This window comes from Vineibacter terrae, from assembly GCF_008039615.1.
GTDB lineage: Bacteria > Pseudomonadota > Alphaproteobacteria > Reyranellales > Reyranellaceae > Vineibacter > Vineibacter terrae.
Map to the genome: position 1 here is coordinate 1 of NZ_VDUZ01000084.1, position 21,324 is coordinate 21,324.

General features: G+C 68.9%; 21 protein-coding genes. 10 read left to right on the top strand and 11 right to left on the bottom strand.

Translation table 11 applies throughout. The annotated features are described in order from the left end of the window. The coding region (gene exbB / locus FHP25_RS39175; protein ID WP_218578967.1) for a tonB-system energizer ExbB at window positions 1-718 on the bottom strand (718 nt) is incomplete at its 3' end. A 94-nt stretch (window positions 719-812) separates the two neighbouring features. Between exbB and FHP25_RS39180 the strand changes: the two genes are divergently transcribed. From FHP25_RS39180 to FHP25_RS39200, 5 genes are all read left to right on the top strand, one after another. Further along, a complete protein-coding gene (locus FHP25_RS39180; protein ID WP_147852448.1) occupies window positions 813-3,008 on the top strand; it encodes a TonB-dependent receptor in 2,196 nt (731 codons plus the stop codon). 78 nt (window positions 3,009-3,086) lie between these two features. Then, window positions 3,087-3,668: a glutathione S-transferase family protein gene (locus FHP25_RS39185; protein ID WP_147852449.1), complete on the top strand. Its 582-nt coding sequence runs from the start codon at window positions 3,087-3,089 to the stop codon at window positions 3,666-3,668. Between the two features lie 167 nt (window positions 3,669-3,835). Beyond that, window positions 3,836-4,219, top strand: a complete 384-nt coding sequence (locus FHP25_RS39190) for a PAAR domain-containing protein (RefSeq protein WP_231712636.1) — start codon at window positions 3,836-3,838, stop codon at window positions 4,217-4,219. A gap of 254 nt (window positions 4,220-4,473) precedes the next feature. Further along, a complete protein-coding gene (gene cml / locus FHP25_RS39195) occupies window positions 4,474-5,676 on the top strand; it encodes a CmlA/FloR family chloramphenicol efflux MFS transporter (protein ID WP_269434426.1) in 1,203 nt (400 codons plus the stop codon). Between the two features lie 52 nt (window positions 5,677-5,728). Then, complete coding sequence (locus tag FHP25_RS39200) at window positions 5,729-6,661, top strand: metal ABC transporter solute-binding protein, Zn/Mn family (protein ID WP_147852451.1); 933 nt, start codon at window positions 5,729-5,731, stop codon at window positions 6,659-6,661. Window positions 6,662-6,681: 20 nt separating this feature from the next. On the opposite strand, the gene FHP25_RS39205 is transcribed toward FHP25_RS39200, so the two are convergent. Genes FHP25_RS39205 through FHP25_RS39220 form a run of 4 tightly spaced genes read right to left on the bottom strand, consistent with a single transcriptional unit; the run spans window position 6,682 to window position 10,892 of the window. After that, window positions 6,682-7,581, bottom strand: coding sequence for an ABC transporter permease (locus tag FHP25_RS39205; protein ID WP_147852452.1), 900 nt, complete (start codon window positions 7,579-7,581; stop codon window positions 6,682-6,684). Further along, window positions 7,578-8,594 (bottom strand): ABC transporter permease, encoded by a 1,017-nt coding sequence (locus FHP25_RS39210; protein ID WP_147852453.1) that lies wholly within the window; start codon window positions 8,592-8,594, stop codon window positions 7,578-7,580. Before FHP25_RS39210 ends, FHP25_RS39205 begins: the two co-directional genes overlap by 4 nt. Window positions 8,595-8,639: 45 nt before the next feature. Continuing rightward, complete coding sequence (locus FHP25_RS39215; protein WP_147852454.1) at window positions 8,640-9,725, bottom strand: ABC transporter ATP-binding protein; 1,086 nt, start codon at window positions 9,723-9,725, stop codon at window positions 8,640-8,642. Window positions 9,726-9,740: 15 nt separating this feature from the next. Further along, the gene (locus FHP25_RS39220; protein ID WP_218578969.1) at window positions 9,741-10,892 is read right to left on the bottom strand and encodes an extracellular solute-binding protein; all 1,152 of its coding nucleotides are present in this window, start codon (window positions 10,890-10,892) and stop codon (window positions 9,741-9,743) included. 265 nt (window positions 10,893-11,157) lie between these two features. Here FHP25_RS39220 and FHP25_RS39225 point away from each other — a divergent pair, with 265 nt between their 5' ends. Continuing rightward, window positions 11,158-11,598, top strand: a complete 441-nt coding sequence (locus FHP25_RS39225; protein WP_147852456.1) for a TIGR03668 family PPOX class F420-dependent oxidoreductase — start codon at window positions 11,158-11,160, stop codon at window positions 11,596-11,598. 3 nt (window positions 11,599-11,601) lie between these two features. Here FHP25_RS39225 and FHP25_RS39230 read toward each other — a convergent pair whose 3' ends face one another. Beyond that, window positions 11,602-12,780, bottom strand: a complete 1,179-nt coding sequence (locus FHP25_RS39230) for an adenylate/guanylate cyclase domain-containing protein (RefSeq protein ID WP_147852457.1) — start codon at window positions 12,778-12,780, stop codon at window positions 11,602-11,604. Window positions 12,781-12,930: 150 nt separating this feature from the next. Here FHP25_RS39230 and msrA point away from each other — a divergent pair, with 150 nt between their 5' ends. After that, window positions 12,931-13,542 carry a peptide-methionine (S)-S-oxide reductase MsrA gene (msrA, locus tag FHP25_RS39235; RefSeq protein ID WP_147852458.1) on the top strand — a complete coding sequence of 204 codons (612 nt, stop codon included), beginning with the start codon at window positions 12,931-12,933 and terminating at the stop codon, window positions 13,540-13,542. A 42-nt stretch (window positions 13,543-13,584) separates the two neighbouring features. Here msrA and FHP25_RS39240 read toward each other — a convergent pair whose 3' ends face one another. The 4 genes from FHP25_RS39240 to FHP25_RS41205 all read right to left on the bottom strand — a co-directional run bounded on the left by FHP25_RS39240 (window position 13,585) and on the right by FHP25_RS41205 (window position 18,540). Continuing rightward, on the bottom strand, window positions 13,585-14,226 hold the full coding sequence (locus FHP25_RS39240; protein ID WP_231712637.1) for a response regulator transcription factor: 642 nt from the start codon (window positions 14,224-14,226) through the stop codon (window positions 13,585-13,587). After that, complete coding sequence (locus FHP25_RS39245; protein WP_147852460.1) at window positions 14,223-15,284, bottom strand: sensor histidine kinase; 1,062 nt, start codon at window positions 15,282-15,284, stop codon at window positions 14,223-14,225. Before FHP25_RS39245 ends, FHP25_RS39240 begins: the two co-directional genes overlap by 4 nt. Before the next feature lie 181 nt (window positions 15,285-15,465). Next, window positions 15,466-16,773: an ABC transporter ATP-binding protein gene (locus tag FHP25_RS41200; protein WP_178134122.1), complete on the bottom strand. Its 1,308-nt coding sequence runs from the start codon at window positions 16,771-16,773 to the stop codon at window positions 15,466-15,468. Window positions 16,774-16,785: 12 nt separating this feature from the next. After that, window positions 16,786-18,540 carry an ABC transporter permease gene (locus FHP25_RS41205; RefSeq protein ID WP_178134123.1) on the bottom strand — a complete coding sequence of 585 codons (1,755 nt, stop codon included), beginning with the start codon at window positions 18,538-18,540 and terminating at the stop codon, window positions 16,786-16,788. A gap of 257 nt (window positions 18,541-18,797) precedes the next feature. On the opposite strand from FHP25_RS41205, the gene FHP25_RS39255 reads away from it, so the two are divergent. The 3 genes from FHP25_RS39255 to FHP25_RS39265 all read left to right on the top strand — a co-directional run bounded on the left by FHP25_RS39255 (window position 18,798) and on the right by FHP25_RS39265 (window position 20,772). Continuing rightward, window positions 18,798-19,181 (top strand): hypothetical protein, encoded by a 384-nt coding sequence (locus FHP25_RS39255; RefSeq protein WP_147852461.1) that lies wholly within the window; start codon window positions 18,798-18,800, stop codon window positions 19,179-19,181. Window positions 19,182-19,324: 143 nt separating this feature from the next. Further along, window positions 19,325-19,906 (top strand): helix-turn-helix domain-containing protein, encoded by a 582-nt coding sequence (locus FHP25_RS39260; protein WP_147852462.1) that lies wholly within the window; start codon window positions 19,325-19,327, stop codon window positions 19,904-19,906. A 29-nt stretch (window positions 19,907-19,935) separates the two neighbouring features. Next, window positions 19,936-20,772 (top strand): EamA family transporter, encoded by an 837-nt coding sequence (locus tag FHP25_RS39265; protein ID WP_147852463.1) that lies wholly within the window; start codon window positions 19,936-19,938, stop codon window positions 20,770-20,772. 4 nt (window positions 20,773-20,776) lie between these two features. On the opposite strand, the gene FHP25_RS39270 is transcribed toward FHP25_RS39265, so the two are convergent. Beyond that, a complete protein-coding gene (locus FHP25_RS39270) occupies window positions 20,777-21,160 on the bottom strand; it encodes a VOC family protein (protein ID WP_147852464.1) in 384 nt (127 codons plus the stop codon). Window positions 21,161-21,324: the final 164 nt, after the last annotated feature.

Sequence of the window (21,324 nt, forward strand, 5' to 3'; positions counted from 1 at the left end):
GCGCCACCACCGCCAGGTTCGTCGTCTGCGCCTTGGAGATGCCGATGAAGCTGTTCATGATCCCCCACACCGTGCCGAACAGGCCGATGAACGGCGCCGTCGAGCCGATGGTGGCCAGGATCCCGGTACCGCGCGTCATGCTGCGGCCGGCCGCCGCCTCGATCCGCTCCAGCCGCGACACCACCCGCTCCTTGACGCCCTTGGCCAGCAGATCGCCCGACAGCCGCACCTCGGTCGATGCGGCGCGCACCAGCGCCGGCACCGTCGCGCGCTCGCTGCCGACCCGAACCGTCGCCTCGGCCAGCGTCGGCGCATCTTCCAGCGCCACCAGCGCCTGACGCGCCTGACGCCACGCCGACGCCAGCTCCAGGGTCTTGACCAGCCACACCGTCCAGGTGACCACCGAGGCCGCCGCCAAGCCGATCATCACCGCCTTCACCACAATGTCGGCGTTGTTGAACATGCCCCACGGCGACAGGTCCACCGGCAAACGCGGCATCACCGCCGGCGCCTCCTGCGCCTGCGTCGGCAGCGCGGCGCACACCAGGGCAAGCAGCAGGAACGAAGCTGCTATCCCGCCACTGTCATCCCGAGCGCAGCGAGGTGCTCGGGATGACAGTGGGGCCTGAAGACTGGCGCGACTCGAACCAACAGCCGGCATGGCGAACCCGCAGCATGAGGCCGGGACCCGCTGATCACAGCGGGATGACGTCAGCATTCGTAGCGTGATGCACATCGGTCCGAAATCGCTCTTTACGTTCATCGTGTTGTAGTTATGATATATCATAACATTTCCATCCGGGGAGAGTTGAATGGCGTTGGGGCGAATGGCCGTGGCTGCCGCGGCCGGTGCGCTGGTTTCGTGGCCTGCGTTGGTGGCGGCCCGTGATGTTGCAGTCCGTGATGGCGCCGGGCCGGTGGCGGGCGCGCAAGTGTCGATCAAGGGCGAGCGTGGCACCTATGTCACCGACGCCGCGGGGACCACCCGCCTGCCCGACCGGCCCGATGCCACGGTGATCGAGATCGTGATGCCGGGCGGCGCCCGCCTGGAGCGGACGATCGCAGCCGGCACCGGCGCCGCGACGGTCGATCTCGCCGCGCCGCCGTCAACGCCGGCGACACCGTCATCGCCGGAAACCGCCCCGACGCTGCCGCCGCTGCAGGTGACGGCAAGCCCGTTGTCGCGCGGCATCGAGGACATCGCGACGCCGGCCACCGTGCTGGCCGGCGATGCGCTGCGCCGGCAGCGCCAGTCGAGCCTCGGCGAGACGGTGAAGGACGTGCCCGGCGTCGCCTCGACACAGTTCGGGCCCGGCGCCAGCCGCCCTATCATCCGCGGCATGGACGGCCCGCGCGTGCGTGTGCTGTCGGACGGCGTCGACGTGCTGGATGCCGCCAGCGTCAGCCCCGACCATGCCGTCGCCAGCGAGCCGTTCCTGGCCCGCCAGATCGAGATCCTCAAGGGCCCCGCCACCCTGCTCTATGGCGGCGGCGCGATCGGCGGCGTGGTCAACGTGCTCGACAGCCGCATCCCCACGAAGGTGCCGGACAAGGGCTACGAGGGCGAAGGCGAGCTGCGCGGCAACCCGAACTCATCGGAGATGACCGGCATGCTGGGCTTCACCGTCGGCGTGCCCGGCGTGGCGCTGCGGCTGGAGGGATTGCACCGGCTCAGCGACGACTACTTCACGGCGAAGAAATTCGGCGACCCGCCGTCACGGCGCGTGCGCAACTCGTTCAACGACACCACGAGCTGGAGCACCGGCGCTTCATGGATCGGCGACTGGGGCTATCTCGGCGCCGCGTTCTCGGACCAGCGGAGCGCGTACGGCATCCCCAGCGAGGAGACGACCTTCATCAGGATGCACAGCCAACGCCTGGATGTGCGCAGCGAGCTGGTCGAGCCGCTGCCCGGCATCGAGAAGATCCGCTTCCGGCTGGGGCATGTGAACTACCAGCACAAGGAGATCGAGGAGAGTGTTGTCGGCACGACGTTCAAGAACAACGGCACCGACACGCGGCTGGAGGTCGTGCACGACCCGATCGGCGGCCTGAAGGGCGTGCTCGGCGCATCCGGCTTCTGGCGCGACTTCAAGGCGCTGGGCGACGAGGCCTTCATCGCGCCGACGCTGACGCGCAACTACGCGCTGTTCCTGCTCGAGCGCTACAGCTGGGACAGCTTCTACATCGAAGGCGGGCTGCGCTACGAATGGCAGCACATCGATGTCAGGAGCGATCAGCCCGACCGCAGCCACAACGGCTTCTCGGCCTCGCTGGGCCTGATGTGGGATTTCACGCCGGGCTACACGGTCGGCGTCACGTTCTCGCGCTCGCAGCGCCTGCCCACGGCCGAGGAGCTGTATGCCGACGGCCCGCATGTCGCGACCGGGCAGTTCGAGATCGGCGATCCGCGGCTCAAGGTCGAGACCTCGCACAACCTCGAGCTCAGCCTGCGCAAGAAGACCGGCGCGCTGCAGTTCGGTGTCAGCCTCTACCGCAATGCCGTGCGCGACTTCATCTTCGCCGCCGACACCGGCGAGGTGATCGACGATCTGCGGGTGGTGAACTTCCGCCAGCAGGACGCGGTGTTCTACGGCGTCGAAGCCGACGTCAAATACGCCGTCACCGACGCCATCGACGTCTCGGTCTTCGGCGACTATGTGCGGGCCAGGATCAGCCATGGCGGCGGCAACCTGCCGCGCATCCCGCCGGGCCGCATCGGCAGCCGCATCGACGCCAGGTGGGACCGCTGGAAGGCCTATGTCCAATACTACCACGTCTTCACCCAGGGCGACGTGGCGGCGTTCGAGACCCGCACCCCCGGCTACGACATGCTCAATGCCGGCGTGTCGTTCGGCGGCACGCTGTGGCCGCTGAGCGGCTACGAGCTCTACCTGCGCGCCAACAACCTGCTGAACCAGAAGGCGATCGTGCACACGTCCTTCATCAAGGACTCGGTGCCCCTGCCTGGCATCAACGTCACCCTGGGCGCGCGCTTCACCTTCTAGCGGCACGTCATCCCTCGCTTCGCTCGGGATGACAGATTCGGGTAGGCTGACCGCCGGTGATCACACCCGGAGGCGGCGATGCTCACGCTCTACATGGCGCCCGGCTCGAGCTCGATGGCGCCGCATATCGCATTGAACGAGATCGGGGTGCCGTTCGAGCGGCGCATCGTGTCGTTCGCGCGCAAGGAGCAACGCGACCCGGACTTCCTCGCCATCAATCCCGAAGGCAAGGTCCCGACGCTGCTGATCGAGGGGCGGCCGCTGACCGAGGTGGCGGGAATCCTCTACTACCTGGCGCGGCGCCATCCCGAAGCGGGGCTGCTGCCCACCGACGACCCCGAGGCCGAAGCGCAGGTCGTGTCGTGGATGTCGTTCATCGCCGCGACGCTGCATCCGGCGCGCCGACGCGGCCCCGCGGCCGCGCACGCCGCCTGGGCGCTGGCCGAGCAGCGGCTGGGCGGCAGCACCTGGGCCGTCGGCCGCTACACGATCGCCGACATCCATCTCTTTCGCCTGTTCTGGCGCCTGGTGGGATCGCACACGCCCGACCGCGCCGCCTTTTCGAGCCTCTACGCCCACTACGAACGGATGATGGCGCGCCCCGCCGTGCAGCGCACGATCGCCGACGAGGCGGCAGCAGGATACGAGTTGCCGGCGTAGCCGACAGTCACCGTGTCGCGACGATATTACCGAGGCGTTGCCATCTCCCTGGCCAACCGTCAGGTTCGCGTGTACATTGTGCGGGTGAGTGATCGCTCCACCAAGGGGAAGGAGCCGACATGCCACAGATGCCCGCTGCCCGATTGACGGATATGCATGCGTGCCCGATGTCGAACGGGCCTGTGCCGCATGTCGGCGGGCCGGTGCTGCCGACATGCTCGATCAACGTCCTCACGGGCAGCCTGCCGCAGGCGCGCATCACCGACAAGGCAATGTGCGTGGGGCCACCCGACATCCTGGTGAAGGGCTCGCCGGTGGTTCTCGTCAACAACCTGATGGCGGTCCGCATCCTCGTCGATACGACTTCCCATGGCGGCTTCGTGGTCATGGGCTGCTTCACGGTGCTGATCGGCGACGGCACGTCGGGCGGCCCGGCCTTCGATCCGGCCGCCGCCCAGGCCCAGGCCGCCCAGCTCTCCAAGGACGCTGAAAAGGCTCAGGCCAAGCAGAAGGAAATCGACGAAGCCAAGAAGAAGGAGGCCGGCGGCTGACGCTGCCGTCATCCCGGATATGGCGAGAGACCCGGAAGCCTCTCCCGCCCGGTACGCTTGGCGACGCTTGACGCCGGCCGCCGGGATCGCGCTAGATGCGCACCCTCGCGTCCATGTGCTTCCGATGAAGGCCGACAGCACCGCAACCCGCTGAGCCGCAACAACCGACCGTGTTGTTGCGGCGTTCCACCGCCAGGGTGCCTCCCCGTCCCGGCCGATGAGCGCCGCCGAATCCTTTCGTGCGGAGTTTTGTCGTGCCTGCTTCCAGGACCTGGACCTGTTCCCTGCCAGCGGCGCTGCTGCTGATGGCGCCTTTCGACCTGCTGGCCTCGCTGGGCATGGATGTCTACCTGCCGGTGGTGCCGCGCATGCCGGCGATCCTGTCCACCACGCCCGCCACCGTGCAGCTCACGCTCAGCCTCTACATGGTGGTGCTCGGCGTCGGGCAGATGCTGTTCGGCCCCCTGTCGGATCGCATCGGCCGGCGGCCGGTGCTGCTGGGCGGCGCGTTGCTGTTCGCCGTCGCCTCGGCGGCGATGGCGTACACGACGTGGGCGCCGGCCTTCGTGGTTTGGCGTGTTGCCCAGGCCGCCGGCGGCGCCGCCGCCCTGGTCGCGACCTTCGCCACCGTGCGCGACGTCTATGCCGACCATCCCGACGGTGTCGCGATCTACGCCATGCTGGGCGCGATGCTGGCATTCGTGCCTGCCGTCGGCCCGGTGCTGGGCGCCGTGATCGATCAGGCGCTGGGCTGGCGCGCGATCTTCCTGATGCTCGCGGGGCTGGGCCTCGCCGCCTTGCTGCAGGCCCTGCTGCGCTGGCCCGAGAGCCGGCCCGACGGCAGCGGCGTGAAGCTGGCGCGCGTCGGCGCCATCCTGCGGCACGCGCCGTTCTGGACCTACACCCTGGGCTTCAGCGCCGCGCTGGGAACGTTCTTCGTCTACTTCTCCACCGCGCCGCTGGTGCTGATGGGCCGGCTTGCGCTCGCGCCGCTGACCTTCAGCCTGCTGTTCGCCACGGTCGCCGTGGTCATGATCATCACCAGCCGCTTGGCCGCGCCCCTGGCGCGGCGCTGGGGCTCGCGCGGCTGCCTGGTGCGCGGCATGGGCCTGCTGCTGGCCGCCGCCACCCTGCTGGCCGCCGGGCAGCTCACGGCATTCCCCTCGACCTGGGCCTTCCTGCCGCCGATGTGGATCGCGGCCATGGGCATTTCGATCACCTGCGCCGTCACCGCCAACGGCGCGCTGCGGGCGTTCGGCGATGTCGCCGGGACCGCGGTCGCGATCTACCACTGCCTGCAAGGCGTGATCACCAGCCTGGCCGGCACGCTGGCCGTGCTGTGGCTGCCGGCCGACACGGCGTGGCCCCTGGTCGCCTTCACCGGGGCCGCGGCGCTGCTGACGCCCGGCCTGGTGCGGCGCCTGCCCCCGGATACGCTGGGCAGTGCTGGACAGTGATAGTTATATTATAACATAATAGGGATCATGCAGCTTAACCTGGAGACGTTCCGTGCCCGATCGTTCGCCCCTTCCGCGTCGCGCCCTGCTGCTGGGCGGCGCGGCGCTGCTGGCCGGGTCGCCGGCGGCAGCGCAGCAGCAGACGCTGCAGGCGGTGGCCTCGTTCTCGATCATCGGCGACATGCTGCGCGAGGTCGGCGGCGATCGCGTCGAGGTGACGACGATCGTGGGCCCCGACCAGGACGCGCACACCTACCAGCCGACACCCAGCAACGCCAAGGCGGTCGCCGCGGCCAAGGTGCTGGTCGTCAACGGCCTGGGCTTCGAGGGCTGGATCGAGCGGCTGGCGCGCGCGGCGCCCTTCAAGGGCACGCGCATCGTGCTCACCGACGGCATCGCCAAGCCGCTGCAGCTCGACGCTTCAGGCAAATCCGGCCACAAGCACGCGCATGATGCGCCCGACCCGCACACCTGGCAGGACATCGCCAACGGCCGGCTCTATGTCCGCAACATCGTGGCCGGCCTGGCAGCAGCCGATCCGGCCAGCGCCGACGCCTATCGCCAGCGCGGCGCCGACTACGACCGCCGCCTGGCCGGGCTCGACGACTGGGTGCGCAGCCAGATCGCGACGGTGCCGGCGGACAAGCGCAAGGTGATCACCGGGCACGATGCGTTCCAGTATTTCGCCAAGGCCTATGGCGTGGAGTTCCTTGCGCCCATCGGCATCAGCACCGACCAGGAACCGTCGGCACAGCAGGTCGCGGCCCTGATCCGTCAGATGCAGCGCGAGCACATCAAGGCGGTCTTCATCGAGAACATGAGCAACCCGAAGCTGGTCGAGCAGATCGCGCGCGACGCCGGTGGCGCCGTCGGCCCGTCGCTCTATGTCGATGCGCTGTCCAAGCCCGGCGGCCCGGCCGACACCTACGAGAAGATGTTCCGCCACAACGTCCCGGCGCTGGTCGCGGGGATGCTGAAGAACTGAGATTTCCTTCAGCGTCGTCCTCAGGATGACATCAGGGCCGCGGCCGGCGCCAGCCCGCCCGCGACCTCGGCGCGCTCGGCCATGGCCGCGGCCTTCGCACGGCCCTGCTCGCGGCGCTGCTCGATGCGGCGCAGCACCTCGTACAGCACGGCACCCGCCAGCGTGATGGCGATGATCAGCACGGCCAGCGCGCTGATGGCGGGCGTCGTGCCCTGCCGCACGCGTCCGGCCAGCACGGTGGTCAAGGTCTTGTCGGCCAGGATCGCGAACGTGGTCGTGTTGTAGTTCTCGAACGAGGACAGGAAGGCGATGAGGGCAGCCGAGAAGACCGCCGGCTTCAGGAACGGCAGCAGGATGTGAAAGAACACCTGGGTGTGGGTGGCGCCGAGATCCAGCGCCGCCTCGCGCTGCGACGGGTCGAAGCGCTGCAGGCGCGACAGGAAAATCAGCATGCAGTAGGCGGAGATGAAGGTCGACTGCCCCAGCGTGGCCAGGAACAGGCCGCTATAGACGCTTTCGGACCCGATGCTGTCGGCGACATCGCGCCAGAAGATCACGGTCGAGATGCCGATGATGATCCCCGGCGTCAGCACGGGCGATACGACGACAAGATAGTACAGCGAACGGGCGCGGTCGTAGATCTGCGTCATCACGATGGCGCCGGCCAGCCCCAGCGGCACCGACAGCAGCACGACGAAGACGCCGATCAAGATGCTGTTGCGAATGCCGTCGACGAGATTGCGGTCGTCCAGCAGCACGACGAACCAGTCGAGCGTGAAGCCCTCGAACGGCAGCACCTGCGGGTACTGCGCGGTGTTCACGGCGGTGACCGCCATCACCAGCAGCGGGCCGAACAGAAAGCCGAAGAACAAGACGACGTAGAAGCCCATCATCAGGCGCTGCACGGTGCGGGCGCTCATCGCGTGATCTCCGACAAGCTGACCCTGAAGACGCGCATCACCATCATCACGAAGAGAATGCACGTGAGCAGCAGCACGATGGCGTAGGCCGCCCCCTGGTTCCAGTTGAAGGCCTGGTAGAAGCGGTCGTAGACGATCGGCGTGAACCACAGCGTCTTGGGCCCGCCCAGCACCAGCGGCGCCGCCAGCGCCCCGGCGCACAGCATGAAGACCAGCGTGCAGCCCGAGGCGATGCCTGGCTTGGCAAACGGCATCACCACGTGGAGATGGACGTGCCACCACGGCGCGCCGAGATCGCGCGCCGCCTCGATCTGGTTGTGATCGAGGCTTTCCAGCGCGTTGTACAGCGGGAACATCATCACCAGCAGATAGGCGTAGGTCAGGCCGGAATAGAGGGCGATATCCTGGCCGATGAAGTCGATCGGGCTGGCGATGACGCCGGTGCACAGCAGGATCACGTTCAGCACGCCCGACGTGCCGAACAGGATGTTGAAGGCGAAGGCGCGCAGCAGCTCGTTGACCCAGTAGGGGATGATCAGCAGCAGCATCAGCTTGCGCACCTGCGAGCCGGTGCCGACCTGCGCCATGAAATAGGCCAGCGGATAGCAGATCACGAAGTTGAGCACGGTGATGCACATGCTGACCGCGATCGTCAGCCAGAACGCGGTGATGTGCGTCACGTTCCAGCTCGCCGTCGAGCGCGTCGAGCCGAACAGGAAGTAGCGGTAGTTCTCCAGGGTGTAGACGTCGCGCGGGCCGCCGCGCTGCGATGGCGGCAGCTTGGGATGGAAGGAGAAGTCCACCATGTAGAGCTGCGGCAGCACGATCATGACCAGGGCCCAGAAGCCCACGGCCGCGACGACGAAGGCCACCACCGGCCAGCCGTTCCTGGCGACGAAGGACTGTCGATGGCTGTCGCGGCCGTGCCGGTATTCCCAGCGCGCCAGCAGCCAGAAGCCCAGGATGACGGCAACGGGAAGGCCAACGAACAGCACGCCGCGAAGGCCGGTCATGGCGGGGCCTCGCGCCAGCGTGCCGGGCCGCGCCGGAAACGACGATCAGTCCGCGCCATGGCCGTTCGCCGGCAGCACGAGGCCGTCATGCGCCGCGTAATCCAATCCGAGCTTCTGGCCAGGGGCCATCGCGCCTGCCTCGTCGCGCCGCGACAGCGTCACGACGATCGGCTGGCCCTGGCGTGCACGCGCGAACAAATGGGTGGCGTTGCCCTCGAAGGCCGAGCTCGAGAGCTCGCAGGCGATCGGCGCCGGCGCATCGTCGCTCACCAGGCGCAGGGCCTCGGGACGCACGAAGACCAGCGCGCGGTCGCCGACCGCGAGGCCATTGCGCCGGCGCCCGGACAGCCGCCCGACGCCGGTCTCGACCACGGCGTGCCCGTCGCCCGTCTCCACGACCGTCCCCTCGAAGCAGTTGTTCTCGCCGACGAACGAGGCGACGAAGGCGGTGGCGGGATCGTCGTAGACGGCGCGGCCGGGCCCGACCTGTTCGATGACGCCGCGGTTCATCACCGCGATGCGGTCCGACATGGTGAGCGCCTCGCCCTGGTCGTGCGTGATGTAGATGAAGGTGATGCCGACCCGCTTCTGGATGGCGCGCAGCTCGCTGCGCATGTGCTGGCGCAGCCGCAAATCCAGCGCCGACAGCGGCTCGTCGAGCAGCAGCACCTGCGGCTCCACCGCCAGGGCCCGGGCGATCGCGACACGCTGCTTCTGGCCGCCCGAGAGCTCGCTGACCAGCGAGCCGCCCTGGTCGGGCAGCGCGACAAGCTGCAGCAGCGCATCCACGCGCCGCCGACGCTCGGCGCGCGCAACACCGCGCACCCGCAGGCCGTAGCCGACATTGTCGGCCACGGTCATCAGCGGGAACAGCGCCAGGTTCTGGAAGATCAGCGCCGTCGGCCGCTTGTTGGCGCCGAGGCCGGCCATGTCCCGGCCGCCGATCCGCACCCGCCCCTGCGAAGGCTGCAGGAAGCCCGAGATGGTGCGCAGCAGCGTGGTCTTGCCGCAGCCGGACGGCCCCAGGATGGAAAAGAACTCGCCGCCCGCGATCTTCAGCGAAGCGCGATCGACCGCCAGGAACGGGCCGAACCGCACCGACACGTCATCGAGCTCGACATCCGCGCTCATGCGCGCTCGCCGCGTTCACGCCGCCTTGAACTTCTCCGCATACTGCGTGCGCAGCTCGGCGAACCATGACGGCTCGATCGGACGCCACCACATGCCGTCAAGCGCCTCACCCTTGAGGTAGGCCTCGTCGAAGATGGCGCGCGCCTTGTCGGAGAGCAGCTTCTCGGCGCCTTTGGCGACCGGATTATAGCCCGAGTTCTCGGCCACCTTGGCCGACCCTTCCGGCGAGTGCAGGTACTTCAGGAAGGCGTAGGCCTGGTCGATGTTCCTGGCCGCCTTGCTCAGCGCCCAGCCGTCGACCCAGCCGATGGCACCTTCCTTCGGCGCCATGTAGCTGATCGGCTGGCCAGCCTTCTTGAGATTGATGGGCGGCCCGTCCCAGGTCTGGCCGATGACGCAGCCGTTGGACATGAAGGCCGACTTGGTGTTGTCGGCCGAATCCCAGAACTGCTTGATCCACGGCTTGCGGGCGATGGCCTCCTTCAGCAGCACGTCGTAGATCTTCTTCATCGCGTCTTCGTCCTTGTAGGCATCGAGCATGCGGTTCGACTTCAGCTTGCCCTCGCCGTCGAGCCACAGGCCGATGCCCAGCAGCAGCGAATGCGGCCGCCCGACCACCTTGCCCTTGTACTCGTCGTTCCACAGCGTGCCGTAGGACAGCGCCTTGGGCTCGATCCTGGTCAGGTCGTTGCGCCAGGCGATCGCCTCGGTGCCCCAGCAATGCGGCACGTGGTAGAGCCTGCCCTTCCAGGTCCAGCTGGTCTTCGACGCCGACAGCATCGCGGGCACGATGGCGTCGAGCGCCAGCTTCTTCTCGTCGAAGGGCTGCAGGACGTCGATCTCCTCGAACTGCGGCGCCCGATCATGCGTGGGCTGGCAGAGGTCGAAGCCCTGCCCCCGCGTCGCCTGCAGCTTGTTGATCTGCTCCTCGTTCTGCGAGAACGACGTGCTCTTGACCTTGATCCCGGTCGCCTTCTCGAAGTCCGGGATCACGGGATTGGGCAGCTCGTCATCCCAGTGCAGGAGGTTGAGCTCGCCCGACGACGACAGGGCATCGCGCACGATCCACGGGCCGCTCGCCGCGACGGCACCGGCTGCGGCGGCGACCTTCAGGATGCGGCGACGGCTTTGGCCGCGCCCGCCATGAACGTTCCTGGTCGAAGACATGCTGTCTCTCCCCATCCGGTTTCGCAGCGATAACCATCAGGCGACCAATGCGCCCGGCGCACCACTACCATCGCCGACGCCGTTGCCGCGTCGTCCGATCGATGGCTTGCAATCCACAGGCCAGGGCGTCCGAACGGTAGTCCGCGCGCTGCGGGCCGGCAATAGCGGCGGCGAGCAGGCTGGCCGTTTCACGTCGCCTCCGCTACCGTCGCCTGGCGTCAGGATTTTGCTCGTCGGTGAATGGAAAACAGAGGCCGGCACGCACATGTTCTCATCGGACGAACGTCAGTTCCTGGAAGCACGACGGGTCGCACGGCTGGCGACGGCCGATCGCGAGGGCGCGCCGCATGTCGTGCCGGTCTGCTTCGCGCTGGCGCAGGCCACGCTCTACATCACGATCGACCAGAAGCCCAAGCGCAGCGACGGCCCGCCGCTGAAGCGGCTGCGCAACATCACCGACAACCCCGCGGTCGCCGTCGTCGTCGACCATTATGACGAGGACTGGACACAGCTCGGCTGGGTGATGCTGCGGGGACGCGCCGAGATCCTGGCCGACGGCGCCGAGCACGACCAGGCGCAGGCGCTGCTGCGCGCCCGCTACCGGCAGCTCGCGGCGATGCGCATCGAGCCGCTGCCGGTGATCGCGGTGCGCATCGCGCGGGTCACGCGCTGGGGCAAGCTGGGGGGCAACCTGGTGGCGCCCTGAGCGTCACGACCGGCTCGCCTCCTCGGCGAGGCCGTAGATCGCCTGCGTCTCGCTGATGCCCGGCAGCACGAAGTCGCCGACACCCGCCATGTCGGCCTGGCATTCGCGCGCGAAGCGGCTCGACGCCAGCACGGTGCGCCCCAGCGCGGCGGCGAGCCTCTCGATGCGCGCCGCCATGTTCACCGCCGGGCCGATGCAGGTGAAGTCCAGCCGTTCGCCGCCGCCGATATTGCCGTACAGCACCTCGCCAAGATGCAGGGCAAGACCGAAGCGCGGGCCGTTGGTGCCGTTGTCCCAGCCGTCGAGCCCGGCGATATCCTCGCGCGCCTGACGCGCCGCATCGAGCGCGCGGCGGCAGACGGCGTCGGTGTCGCGGCCTTCGATCGGGAAGATCGCCAGCAACCCGTCGCCCATGAACTTCAGCACCTCGCCGCCGCGTTCGGCGATGGCCGGGATCTGGCAGTCGAAATAGCGGTTCAGCAGGTCGATCGTGGTCTTGGGCGGCAGCCGGTCGGCCATCATCGTGAAGCCGCGCATGTCGGATAGCCAGATCGCCGCGGCGATCGCCTCCGAGTCACCTCGCCTGATGTGGCCGGAGAGGATGCGTTCGCCCGCCTGGTGGCCGACATAGGTGTCGAGCAGATTGCCGGCCAGGCGACGCAAGGCACGCACCTCGGCGACCCGCGCCAGCGGCGCCACCACGCTCTCGATGGCCGCGATATGCGCATCGCTGAAGCCGCCCGGCGCGCGCGTGGTCCAGGTCGCCGCGTGCACGGCGCCGTCGGTGAAGATCAGGGGCGTCGCGACATAGTCGGTGACACCTTCCTCGCGCAGCTCGGCCAGGGTGTTGAGATCGATCGGGCAAGCCGGGTCGGCCAGCCGGCGGCGCAGGCCCTGGCCGGTGAGGCAGACCCGGGCGACGGGGCTGTCGCGGTATGTCGGCGTGGTCAGCAGATCGTGCGGCGCTTCCGAGATGGTGACACCGGCATCCCGCACCCACACGAAGCGGCGGCCCATGATCTGCGGGTGCAGGGTGCGCACGAAGGCGGCCGTCCGCCACAGCGGCACTCCAGCCTCGACCATCCGTTCGCACAGGTCGAGCAGCACAAGCTGCGGCGCCGCCGCGGTGCGCGCGCCGTCGGCAAGCCACTCGACAATCATCTTGATCCGGCCGTCGTCCATGGCCCTACTCTACGATGCGGGACTCGGCACGTCGATCACGGCGGGCTCGACCAGATGTGAGCGGCAATGAAGGCACGATCTGGTATCCAAGTCCGTCCGATCACAGGCGCCCCACCATGGTGGCGCCAACCGCGTTGCCAGGAGCCTTGCATGCATGTCCTGCGGCTTGCCGTCGTCGCCTGTCTGCTGGCCCTCGCGGCCACGGCACCATCGTTCGCCCAGGCACCCGCCCGGGCCGTCGCCGTTTTCGCCGGCGGCTGCTTCTGGTGCATGGAGCCGCCATTCGACAAGCTCGATGGTGTGACCGCCACCATCTCGGGCTATACCGGCGGCCATCAGGCCAACCCGACCTATGAGCAGGTGTCGACCGGCGGCACCGGCCATCTCGAGGCGGTGCGGGTGGAATACGACCCGGCGCGCGTCAGCTACGAGAAGCTGCTGGAGGTGTTCTGGCGCAACATCGATCCGCTCGATGCCCATGGCCAGTTCTGCGACAAGGGCGAGCAGTACCTCTCGGCGATCTTCGTTGCCGATGACCAGCAGCGCGCCGCCGCCGAAGCGTCGAAAGCGGCGCTCGAGCGCAGCGGCAAGCTGCCCGGCCCGATCGTCACCCGCATCCTGCCGGCCGGCGCGTTCTATCCGGCCGAGGACTACCACCAGGACTACTATCGCAAGAACCCGCTGAAATACTCGTACTACCGCTGGGGCTGCGGCCGCGATGCCCGCCTGGAGCGGCTATGGGGCACGGTGCCGCAGGAGTAGCCCAAGCGCACGCTGCCTGGCCGAGACCCGCGCTCCGTGGCGCTACTCGATGCCCAGCCGCTCGGCGATCTTCACCAGGTCGGCCAGCGACCTGGCCTTCATCTTGCGCATCACCTGGCCACGGCGGACCTTGACCGTGATCTCGCTGACATCGAGCTCGGCCGCGATCTGCTTGTTCAGCAGGCCGCTGACGACGCGGGCCATCACCGCGCTTTCACCCGGGCTCAGGCTGGCATGGCGGTCGCGCAGCTCGGCCAGCGCAGCCGCGTCGCGGCGCCTGATCCGGTCCTTCTCGATGCCGAGCTGGATCGCATCGAGCAGGTCCTGGTCGCGGAACGGCTTGGCGAGGAACTCGATGGCGCCCGCCTTCATCGCACGCACCGACATCTGGATGTCGCCATGGCCGGTGATGAAGATCACCGGCAGGTGGATGCCGGCGCCCGACATCTCGCGCTGGAAATCCAGCCCGCTCTGGCCCGGCATCCGGACATCGAGCACGAGGCAGCCGGGCGCATCGACGCGCTCGGCGGCCAGGAACTCCCGCACCGAGCCGAACACGCGGACCTGCAGGCCGACGGACCCCAGCAGGTCCTCCAGCGCGGCGCGCACCGAGGCGTCGTCGTCGATCACGACGACAATCGGCCGGTCGGCGTCGCCGCCGGCGGTGGCGGCCGGCGCGCTCACGACACCTCCGCCCGGCTGGTCGGCAGCGTGAAGGCGAAGACGGCGCCGCCGCCTTGCTGCGCCGTCGCCCATATGCGCCCGCCATGGTCCTCGATGATCGACCGGCTGATCGCCAGGCCGATGCCCATGCCCTCCTTCTTGGTGGTGTAGAAGGCGTCGAAGACGTGCGCCAGCGCTGCCGGCTCCAGGCCCACGCCGGTATCGGCGACGCTGACGCGCACCGCCTTGGGCCCGTCGCGGGCCGTGCTGATGGTGAGCGACCGCGCCTGCCCGCCGCCGGCCGCCATGGCCTCGATCGCGTTGACCACCAGGTTGAGGACCACCTGCTGCACCTGGATGCGGTCCATCAGCACCGGCGGCAGGTCGTCGGCGAACTCGGTCTTCAGCGTGATGTCGCCGCCCTCCGCCTCGCTCATGGCCAGCGCCAGGATCTCCTGGATGGTCTCGTTGACGTTCAGCCATTCCTTGCGCAGCGGCGCCGGCCTGGCCAGTCGGCGCACGCGGCCAATCACCTCGCTGGCGCGATTGGCGTCGGCGATGATGCGGCCCACCGCCTGCTGCGCCTTCTCGACATTGGGCGGCTCGGCCGCCAGCCAGCGCAGGCAGGCATTGCCGCTGGTCACGACCGCGGCCAGCGGCTGGTTGACCTCGTGCGCGATCGAGGCCGTGAGCTCGCCTAGGGTCATGACGCGCGCGATATGCGCGAGCTGGGCACGCGCCTCGTGCATTGCGACCTCGGCCGAGGCGATCTTCAGCGCCAGGTAGGTGGTGACGCCGATCGCGGCCAGGCTGATCAGGCTGTTGATCAGGCCCGACCGCGGCGCGCCCACCGGCGTCAGGAAGTAGCTGAGCACCGTGAGCGCCATGCAGCCGACGGACACCAGGATCACGCCGCGGCGCCGGAAGGCGCCGATCGCGACCAGGACGACGGCGACGTAGAACACCGCGACGGCGACCTCCAGCTCGGTGACGGTGTCGACAACGAAGATGCCGAGCGCCAGCACGACGACCGCGACGGGCAGCACGGCAAGCGGGGCCTTGGGCAGAACAAGCGGCATGCGTTTCATCGATGTCCTGCCCTTTCGCCCCTGCCTGCGGCAACGTTATCGCATATGGCACACGGCTGCACTGCCGCACCTGCCGTCATCCCAAGCGCAGCGAGGGATCTCCCGTGATTGGCGCACCGTGCGTCCTGCGCACGAGATCCCTCGCTGCGCTTGGGATGACGGCAGGTGACGGTCAGGCCGGGTTGTCGAGGCTGAAGAGATCGGCGGCCTCGTCGAAGGCGTAGAGCTCGCCGTAGCGGCCCCATTGCGTCACCGCCTTGAGTGTCTGGGCGGCGTACTCGGGCGACATGAAGTCCTCGAGCTCGTCGCGGAACCGGCGCGCCGGCGCGGTGTGCGTGGCGCGGTCGTCGAGCACGCGCCGGATATGGGCGGCGAGCGGCACGTGGTTCAGCAGATGCTGCGCGAAGAGCTGCTTGCGCGCATCGACGTCGGCCTCGGCATAGCGGCGCGCCGCCGGCAGCAGGCGCAGGTCGCCGCCCGCCAGCTCGGCGAAGCGCAGCAGCTGCAGCACCTCGGCGATCGGGAACAGGTCATCGGCCTCGTAGCGCAGGTCCTGGGCCAGATGCGGCAGGTCGGCCTTGCCGTTGTGCGGCGCCGCGCTCACGGCCTCGATCAGTCCGGCCATCGAATTGGTCGACACCTGCGGCAGCGCCATGCCGATGCCGGTGCCCGGGAACGGGCCCTCGCGCGCCTCCGGCGGCGCCTTCTCGGTCAAGCGCACGTAGATGTGCTCGACCAGCGCGCGGAACGACGGATCCTGCCGGTCGCGCGGCCGCGTCAGGTCGACCTTGATCTCGGCCATGACGCGGCCGGGGTTGGACGAGAACAGCAGGATGCGGTCGCACATCAGCACCGCCTCCTCGATGTTGTGCGTCACCATCAGGATCGACCTGATCGGCATGCGCCCTTCCGACCACAGATCCAGCAGGTCGGTGCGCAAGGTCTCGGCCGTCAGCACGTCGAGCGCGGAGAACGGCTCGTCCATCAGCAGGATGTCGGGGTCGACCACAAGGGCGCGCGCCAGACCGACGCGTTGGCGCATGCCGCCCGACAGCTCCTTGGGATAGGCGCTCTCGAAGCCGTCCAGCCCGATCATGTCGATGGCCGCCAGCGCCCGGCGGCGGCGCTCCTCAGGCCGCACGCGCTTGGCCTCGAGGCCGACCTCGACGTTCTGCAGCACCGTGAGCCAGGGGAACAGCGCGAAGCTCTGGAACACCATGCTGACGCTCGCCGGCCCCCCGCCCGGCTCCGGCGGCAGCCAGGTCACGGTGCCTTCCGACGGCGTGATGAGGCCGGCGATCGAGCGCAGCAGCGTCGACTTGCCCGAGCCGGAGCGGCCCAGCAGGCCCACGATCTCATTGTCGTTCAGGGCAAGGTCGACATCGTCGAGCACCAGCAGGCCGGCGCCGCCGGGCTTGCCGTAGACATGGCGCACGTCGTTGACCTTGACGAGGCAGCGATGGTCCTGGGTGACGATCATGGCAGGCTCCAGTCAATCGAGGCGCAGGCGGCGCTCGGCGAAGCGGTAGAGCGGACGCCACAGGGCGCGGTTGAAGGCGATGACGAAGACCGACATCGCGGCGATGCCCAGCGCCACGCGCGGGAAGTCGCCGGCTTGCGTGGCGTTGGCGATGAAGGCGCCCAGCCCGGCCGCCTGCAGGTGCGTGTCACCCCACGACACGGCCTCGGCCACGATGCTGGCGTTCCACGATCCGCCCGAGGCAGTGAGCGCGCCGGTAACGTAGTACGGGAAGATCCCGGGCAGCACGAGCCGGCGCCACCACTGCCAGCCGCTTATGCCGAAGATGCGGGCCGCGTCCTTCATGTCGGTGGGCAGCGCGCTGGCGCCGGCGATGACGTTGAACAGGATGTACCATTGCGTGCCCAGCACCATCAGCGGCGACAGCCAGATGTCGGGATCGAGCTGCGCCGCGGCGATGGCGATCACCACGAACGGAAACAGCACGTTGGCCGGGAACGCGGCGAGGAACTGCGCGATCGGCTGCAGCCGCTCGGTCCAGGCCGGCCGCAGCCCGATCCAGACCCCGATCGGCACCCAGATCAGGCTCGCGACCGCGATCAGCAGCGCCACGCGCGCCATGGTGGCAAGCCCCAGCCCGAAGGCCTGCAGCACGTCGCCCCAGCGCAGGCTGGCGGCGATGAAACGGCCCACCAGCCAGGCCGCGCCGACGCAGCCCAGGATGACGAGCGCGATCCAGGCCATGTCCAGCAGGCGGGCCGCGCGCGCCCCCAGGCGCATATGCGGCGCGCGGGCCAGAAGCGGCCATTCGATCGCGGCCAGCGCCCGGCCGGGCCAGGCCAGCGCCGCCACCAGCAGCCGCATCAGCCGCGCGCGCCGTGCCAGCTCGTAGAGCCAGGAGCGCGGACGCACCTGCGAAGCGGTCTGCTCGAAGCGGAACTTGTCGGCCCAGGCCACGATCGGGCGGAACACGAGCTGGTCGTAGAGCGCGATCACGACCGCCATCGCCGCCACCGCCCAGCCCACGGCCGCGAAGTCCTTCGCCTCGATCGCCGTGGCCAGCCACGAGCCGATGCCCGGCAGGCTGACCGTGGTGTCGCCGACGGTGATGGCTTCCGAGGCGACGACGAAGAACCAGCCGCCCGACATCGACATCATGGTGTTCCACACCAGGCCCGGCGTCGCGAACGGCAGCTCCAGGCGCACGAAGCGCCGCCACGCCGAGAACCCGAACTGGCGGCTGACCTCGTCGAGGTCGGCCGGCACGGTGCGCAGCGACTGGTAGAAGCTGAACACCATGTTCCAGGCCTGGCTGGTGAAGATGGCGAAGATCGACGCGCACTCCACGCCCAGCTGCCGGCCCGGGAACAGGCCCATGAAGAAGGTGACGGTGAAGGTCAGGAAGCCCAGCACCGGCACCGACTGCAGGATGTCCAGCGCCGGGATGATCACCAGCTCCGCCTTGCGGCTCCTGGCCGCCAGGGTGGCGACGGTGAAGGTGAACAGCAACGATGCCGCCAGCGCCGCGAACATGCGCAGCGTTGTGCGCAGCGCGTACTCGGGCAGCCGCGCCGGGTCGAGCACGATCGGCTCGGCGTCAAGCCGTGCCAGCGGCCGGCTCATCTCGGCCGCGCCATGGATGATCAGCACGGCCACCGCCGCCAGCAGCAGCAGCGCGATCAGGTCGGCCCAGTTGGGCATCGCCCCGGCGCGCACGAAGCGCACGACGGGCCGGGCACCCTTGGCGCCTTCGGACAGGAATGCCATGGCTCACCTCGTGCCGGCTGCCACCGCCGCGCCGCGCGGCGCCGCGCGGCCCGGCCGGGCGCGCCCGATGGCGCGTGCTGTCGCCCCGTGTCGTCAGGCGTGGGTGGAGGGTTTGCAGTGACCGTCCGGCCGGACCGGAGGTCCGGCGGACGGGGTGGCCATGATCTAAGGCGCCGCCGGCGGAATCGCCATCAGGCATCAGGTCAGCGGCGATATACCTAGGTATAGGGGCGCGCCCGGATCGGCGGACGACCTGCATGCGGGCTGTGATTTTTCGCCCGTGTTTTTCACAGCGGAATCACCGCGGCGATGTTTACAGAGCGATGACGGCGCGCAACGCTATCGCCGGCAGCAACGCAGGAACATCGCTCGTGATCGAACAGCGCAGCCCCTTATCGGCGGACGACGTGGCCTTCACGCGGCCGCTCGCCATTCGCGGCCGCAACGGCGTCGTCCTGCACACGGTCCGGCAGACGATCGACTGGATCGACGGCAAGGACAGGCTGCGCGTTCGGCCGGGCATCCGCGAAGTGGCTTGGCGCCTGCATGACGCACGCCATGTCCACAGCCAGGAAGAAGCCGACGATGCCAGCGACAGGCTGGGATACGAGCTGGCCGCCCTGGGCATGCTGAAGCGCTAGCACCCGGGCCCGACATTTCCTGAGCATTGTCATCCCGAGCGCAGCGAGGGATCTCCTGCGTCTTTCGCAGGAGATCCCTCGCTGCGCTCGGGATTCGAATTCCATTGTAATGGACATGTTTTCCATTATGCTGGAATTTAACCATGGCCGAGCCGGACCTCAACCAGCAGATCGCGGCGCGGGTGCGCCAGCTGCGGGCCGACCGCGGCATCACGCTCGAGGCGCTGGCTGACCGCAGTGGTGTCAGCCGGTCCATGATCTCGCTGATCGAGCGCGGCGAGACCAGCCCTACAGCCGTGCTGCTGGAAAAGCTGGCGGCGGCCCTCGACATCACCCTGGCGTCGCTGTTCGAGCCGCCGGCGGGCACGGCCAGCCCCGTGGCGCGCCGATCGGACCAGACGGCGTGGCGCGACCCGGCTTCGGGCTATGTCCGCCGCAACATATCGCCCCCCTTCTATCCCACGCCGATCCAGATCGTGGAGGTCACCTTCCCGGCCGGCGCGCGCGTGGCCTATGATGCCGCGCCGCGCCAGACGCCGGCGCATCACCAGGTCTGGGTGCTGGACGGCCGGATCGAGGTCACCGTCGGCGAGCAGGCGCATGAGCTTGCGACCGGCGACTGCCTTGCCTTCATCCTCGATCGGCCGACAGCCTATCGCAACCGCACCCGCGAGCCGGCACGCTACGCCGTGGTGATGGCCGCCGGCACGGACCTGCCGCGATGACCTCGCGCTATCACCGTCCCGACTGAGCCATGGACGCCATCCACGTCGCCGCCGCGCTGTTGAGCGCCGTGCTCCATGCCGGCTGGAACGCCGCGGTCAAGGCCAGCGCCCGGCCGCCGCAGATGATGACGGCTCAGATGACGATGAGCGCCCTGATCGTGCTGCCCGGCCTGCTCTGGACCGGGCTGCCGGCGACGGCATCGTGGCCATGGATCGCGGGATCGACCACCAGCAACCTGATCGCCGTCACCGCCCTGCTGCGGGCCTACGAGGCGTCGGGCTTCGGCATCGCCTATCCCGTGGTGCGCGCGGTTTGCGTCCTGCTGGTGGTGCCGCTGGCGGCGGCGCTGTCGGGCGAGACCTTGAGCCTGGCCGGGCTGGCCGGCGTCAGCCTGATATCGCTGTCCCTGCTGCTGCTGGCCATGGGCAATGCCGGCCCCGGCGCCGTGCCGCGCGCGGCGATAGGATGGATCGCGGTGGCCGGCGTCGCGACCGCCGCCTATGTCATGTGCGATGCGCAAGGCGTGCGGCGCGCCGGCTCGCCCCTGGCCTACGGCTTCGTCGTCTCGATCACCAACGCGGTGCTGATGCTGTGGTGGCAGCGCAAGGCGTCGCGACCATGGCAGGTCCTGGCGCAGCACGCCGCCGCGGCCGTGCCGCTGTCCATCGCCGCGGTGGCGTCCTACCTGCTGATCCTGTGGGTGTGGACCCGCGCGCCCATCGCGCCTGCCGCGGCGCTGCGCGACACCAGCGCGATCTTCGCCATCCTGATCGCCATCGTCTGGCTGCGCGAGCCGTTCACGCGCCTGCGGCTGCTCGCCATCGGGCTGGCCGCCGCCGCCGTGCCGCTGCTGCGCCTGGCATGAAGCGCTACACGCCGCTGCCATAGGGGCGCGTGATGACCTCCAGCAGGTGGCCGTCGGGATCCTCGAAATAGACGCCGCGGCCGCCGTCATTGCGGTTGATCTCGCCGGCGCGCGTCTGCCCGGGGTCGGCCCAGTGCCGGATGCCCTCGGCGCGGATGCGGCCGAAGATCTGGTCGAACTCGGCCTCGCTGATCAGGAAGGCATAATGCTGCGGCCGGATCTCGCGGCCGGTCTCGTGGTAGTCCAGCGACACGCCGTTGGCCAGTTCCACGACCAGGAACGGCCCGAAGCGGGTCGGCGCCTGCTGGCCCAGGATGTCGGCCAGGAACGAAGCCGACTTCTGCTGGTCGCGGCACCAGACGATGGTGTGATTGAGCTGCACGCTCATGCGCGCTCTCCTTGGTCCGAGGGATGCCGATCCTTAATCCGAAGTTACCCCTGAGGGAATTGAGCAAGTTGTTGTGATCGCAGGGATTTGTTGACTGCGAAGTGTTTCGTGCTGCCTACAGCGAGGGTGTCAGGTCGAGCAGATCGAAGGCGCGTTGCTGGACA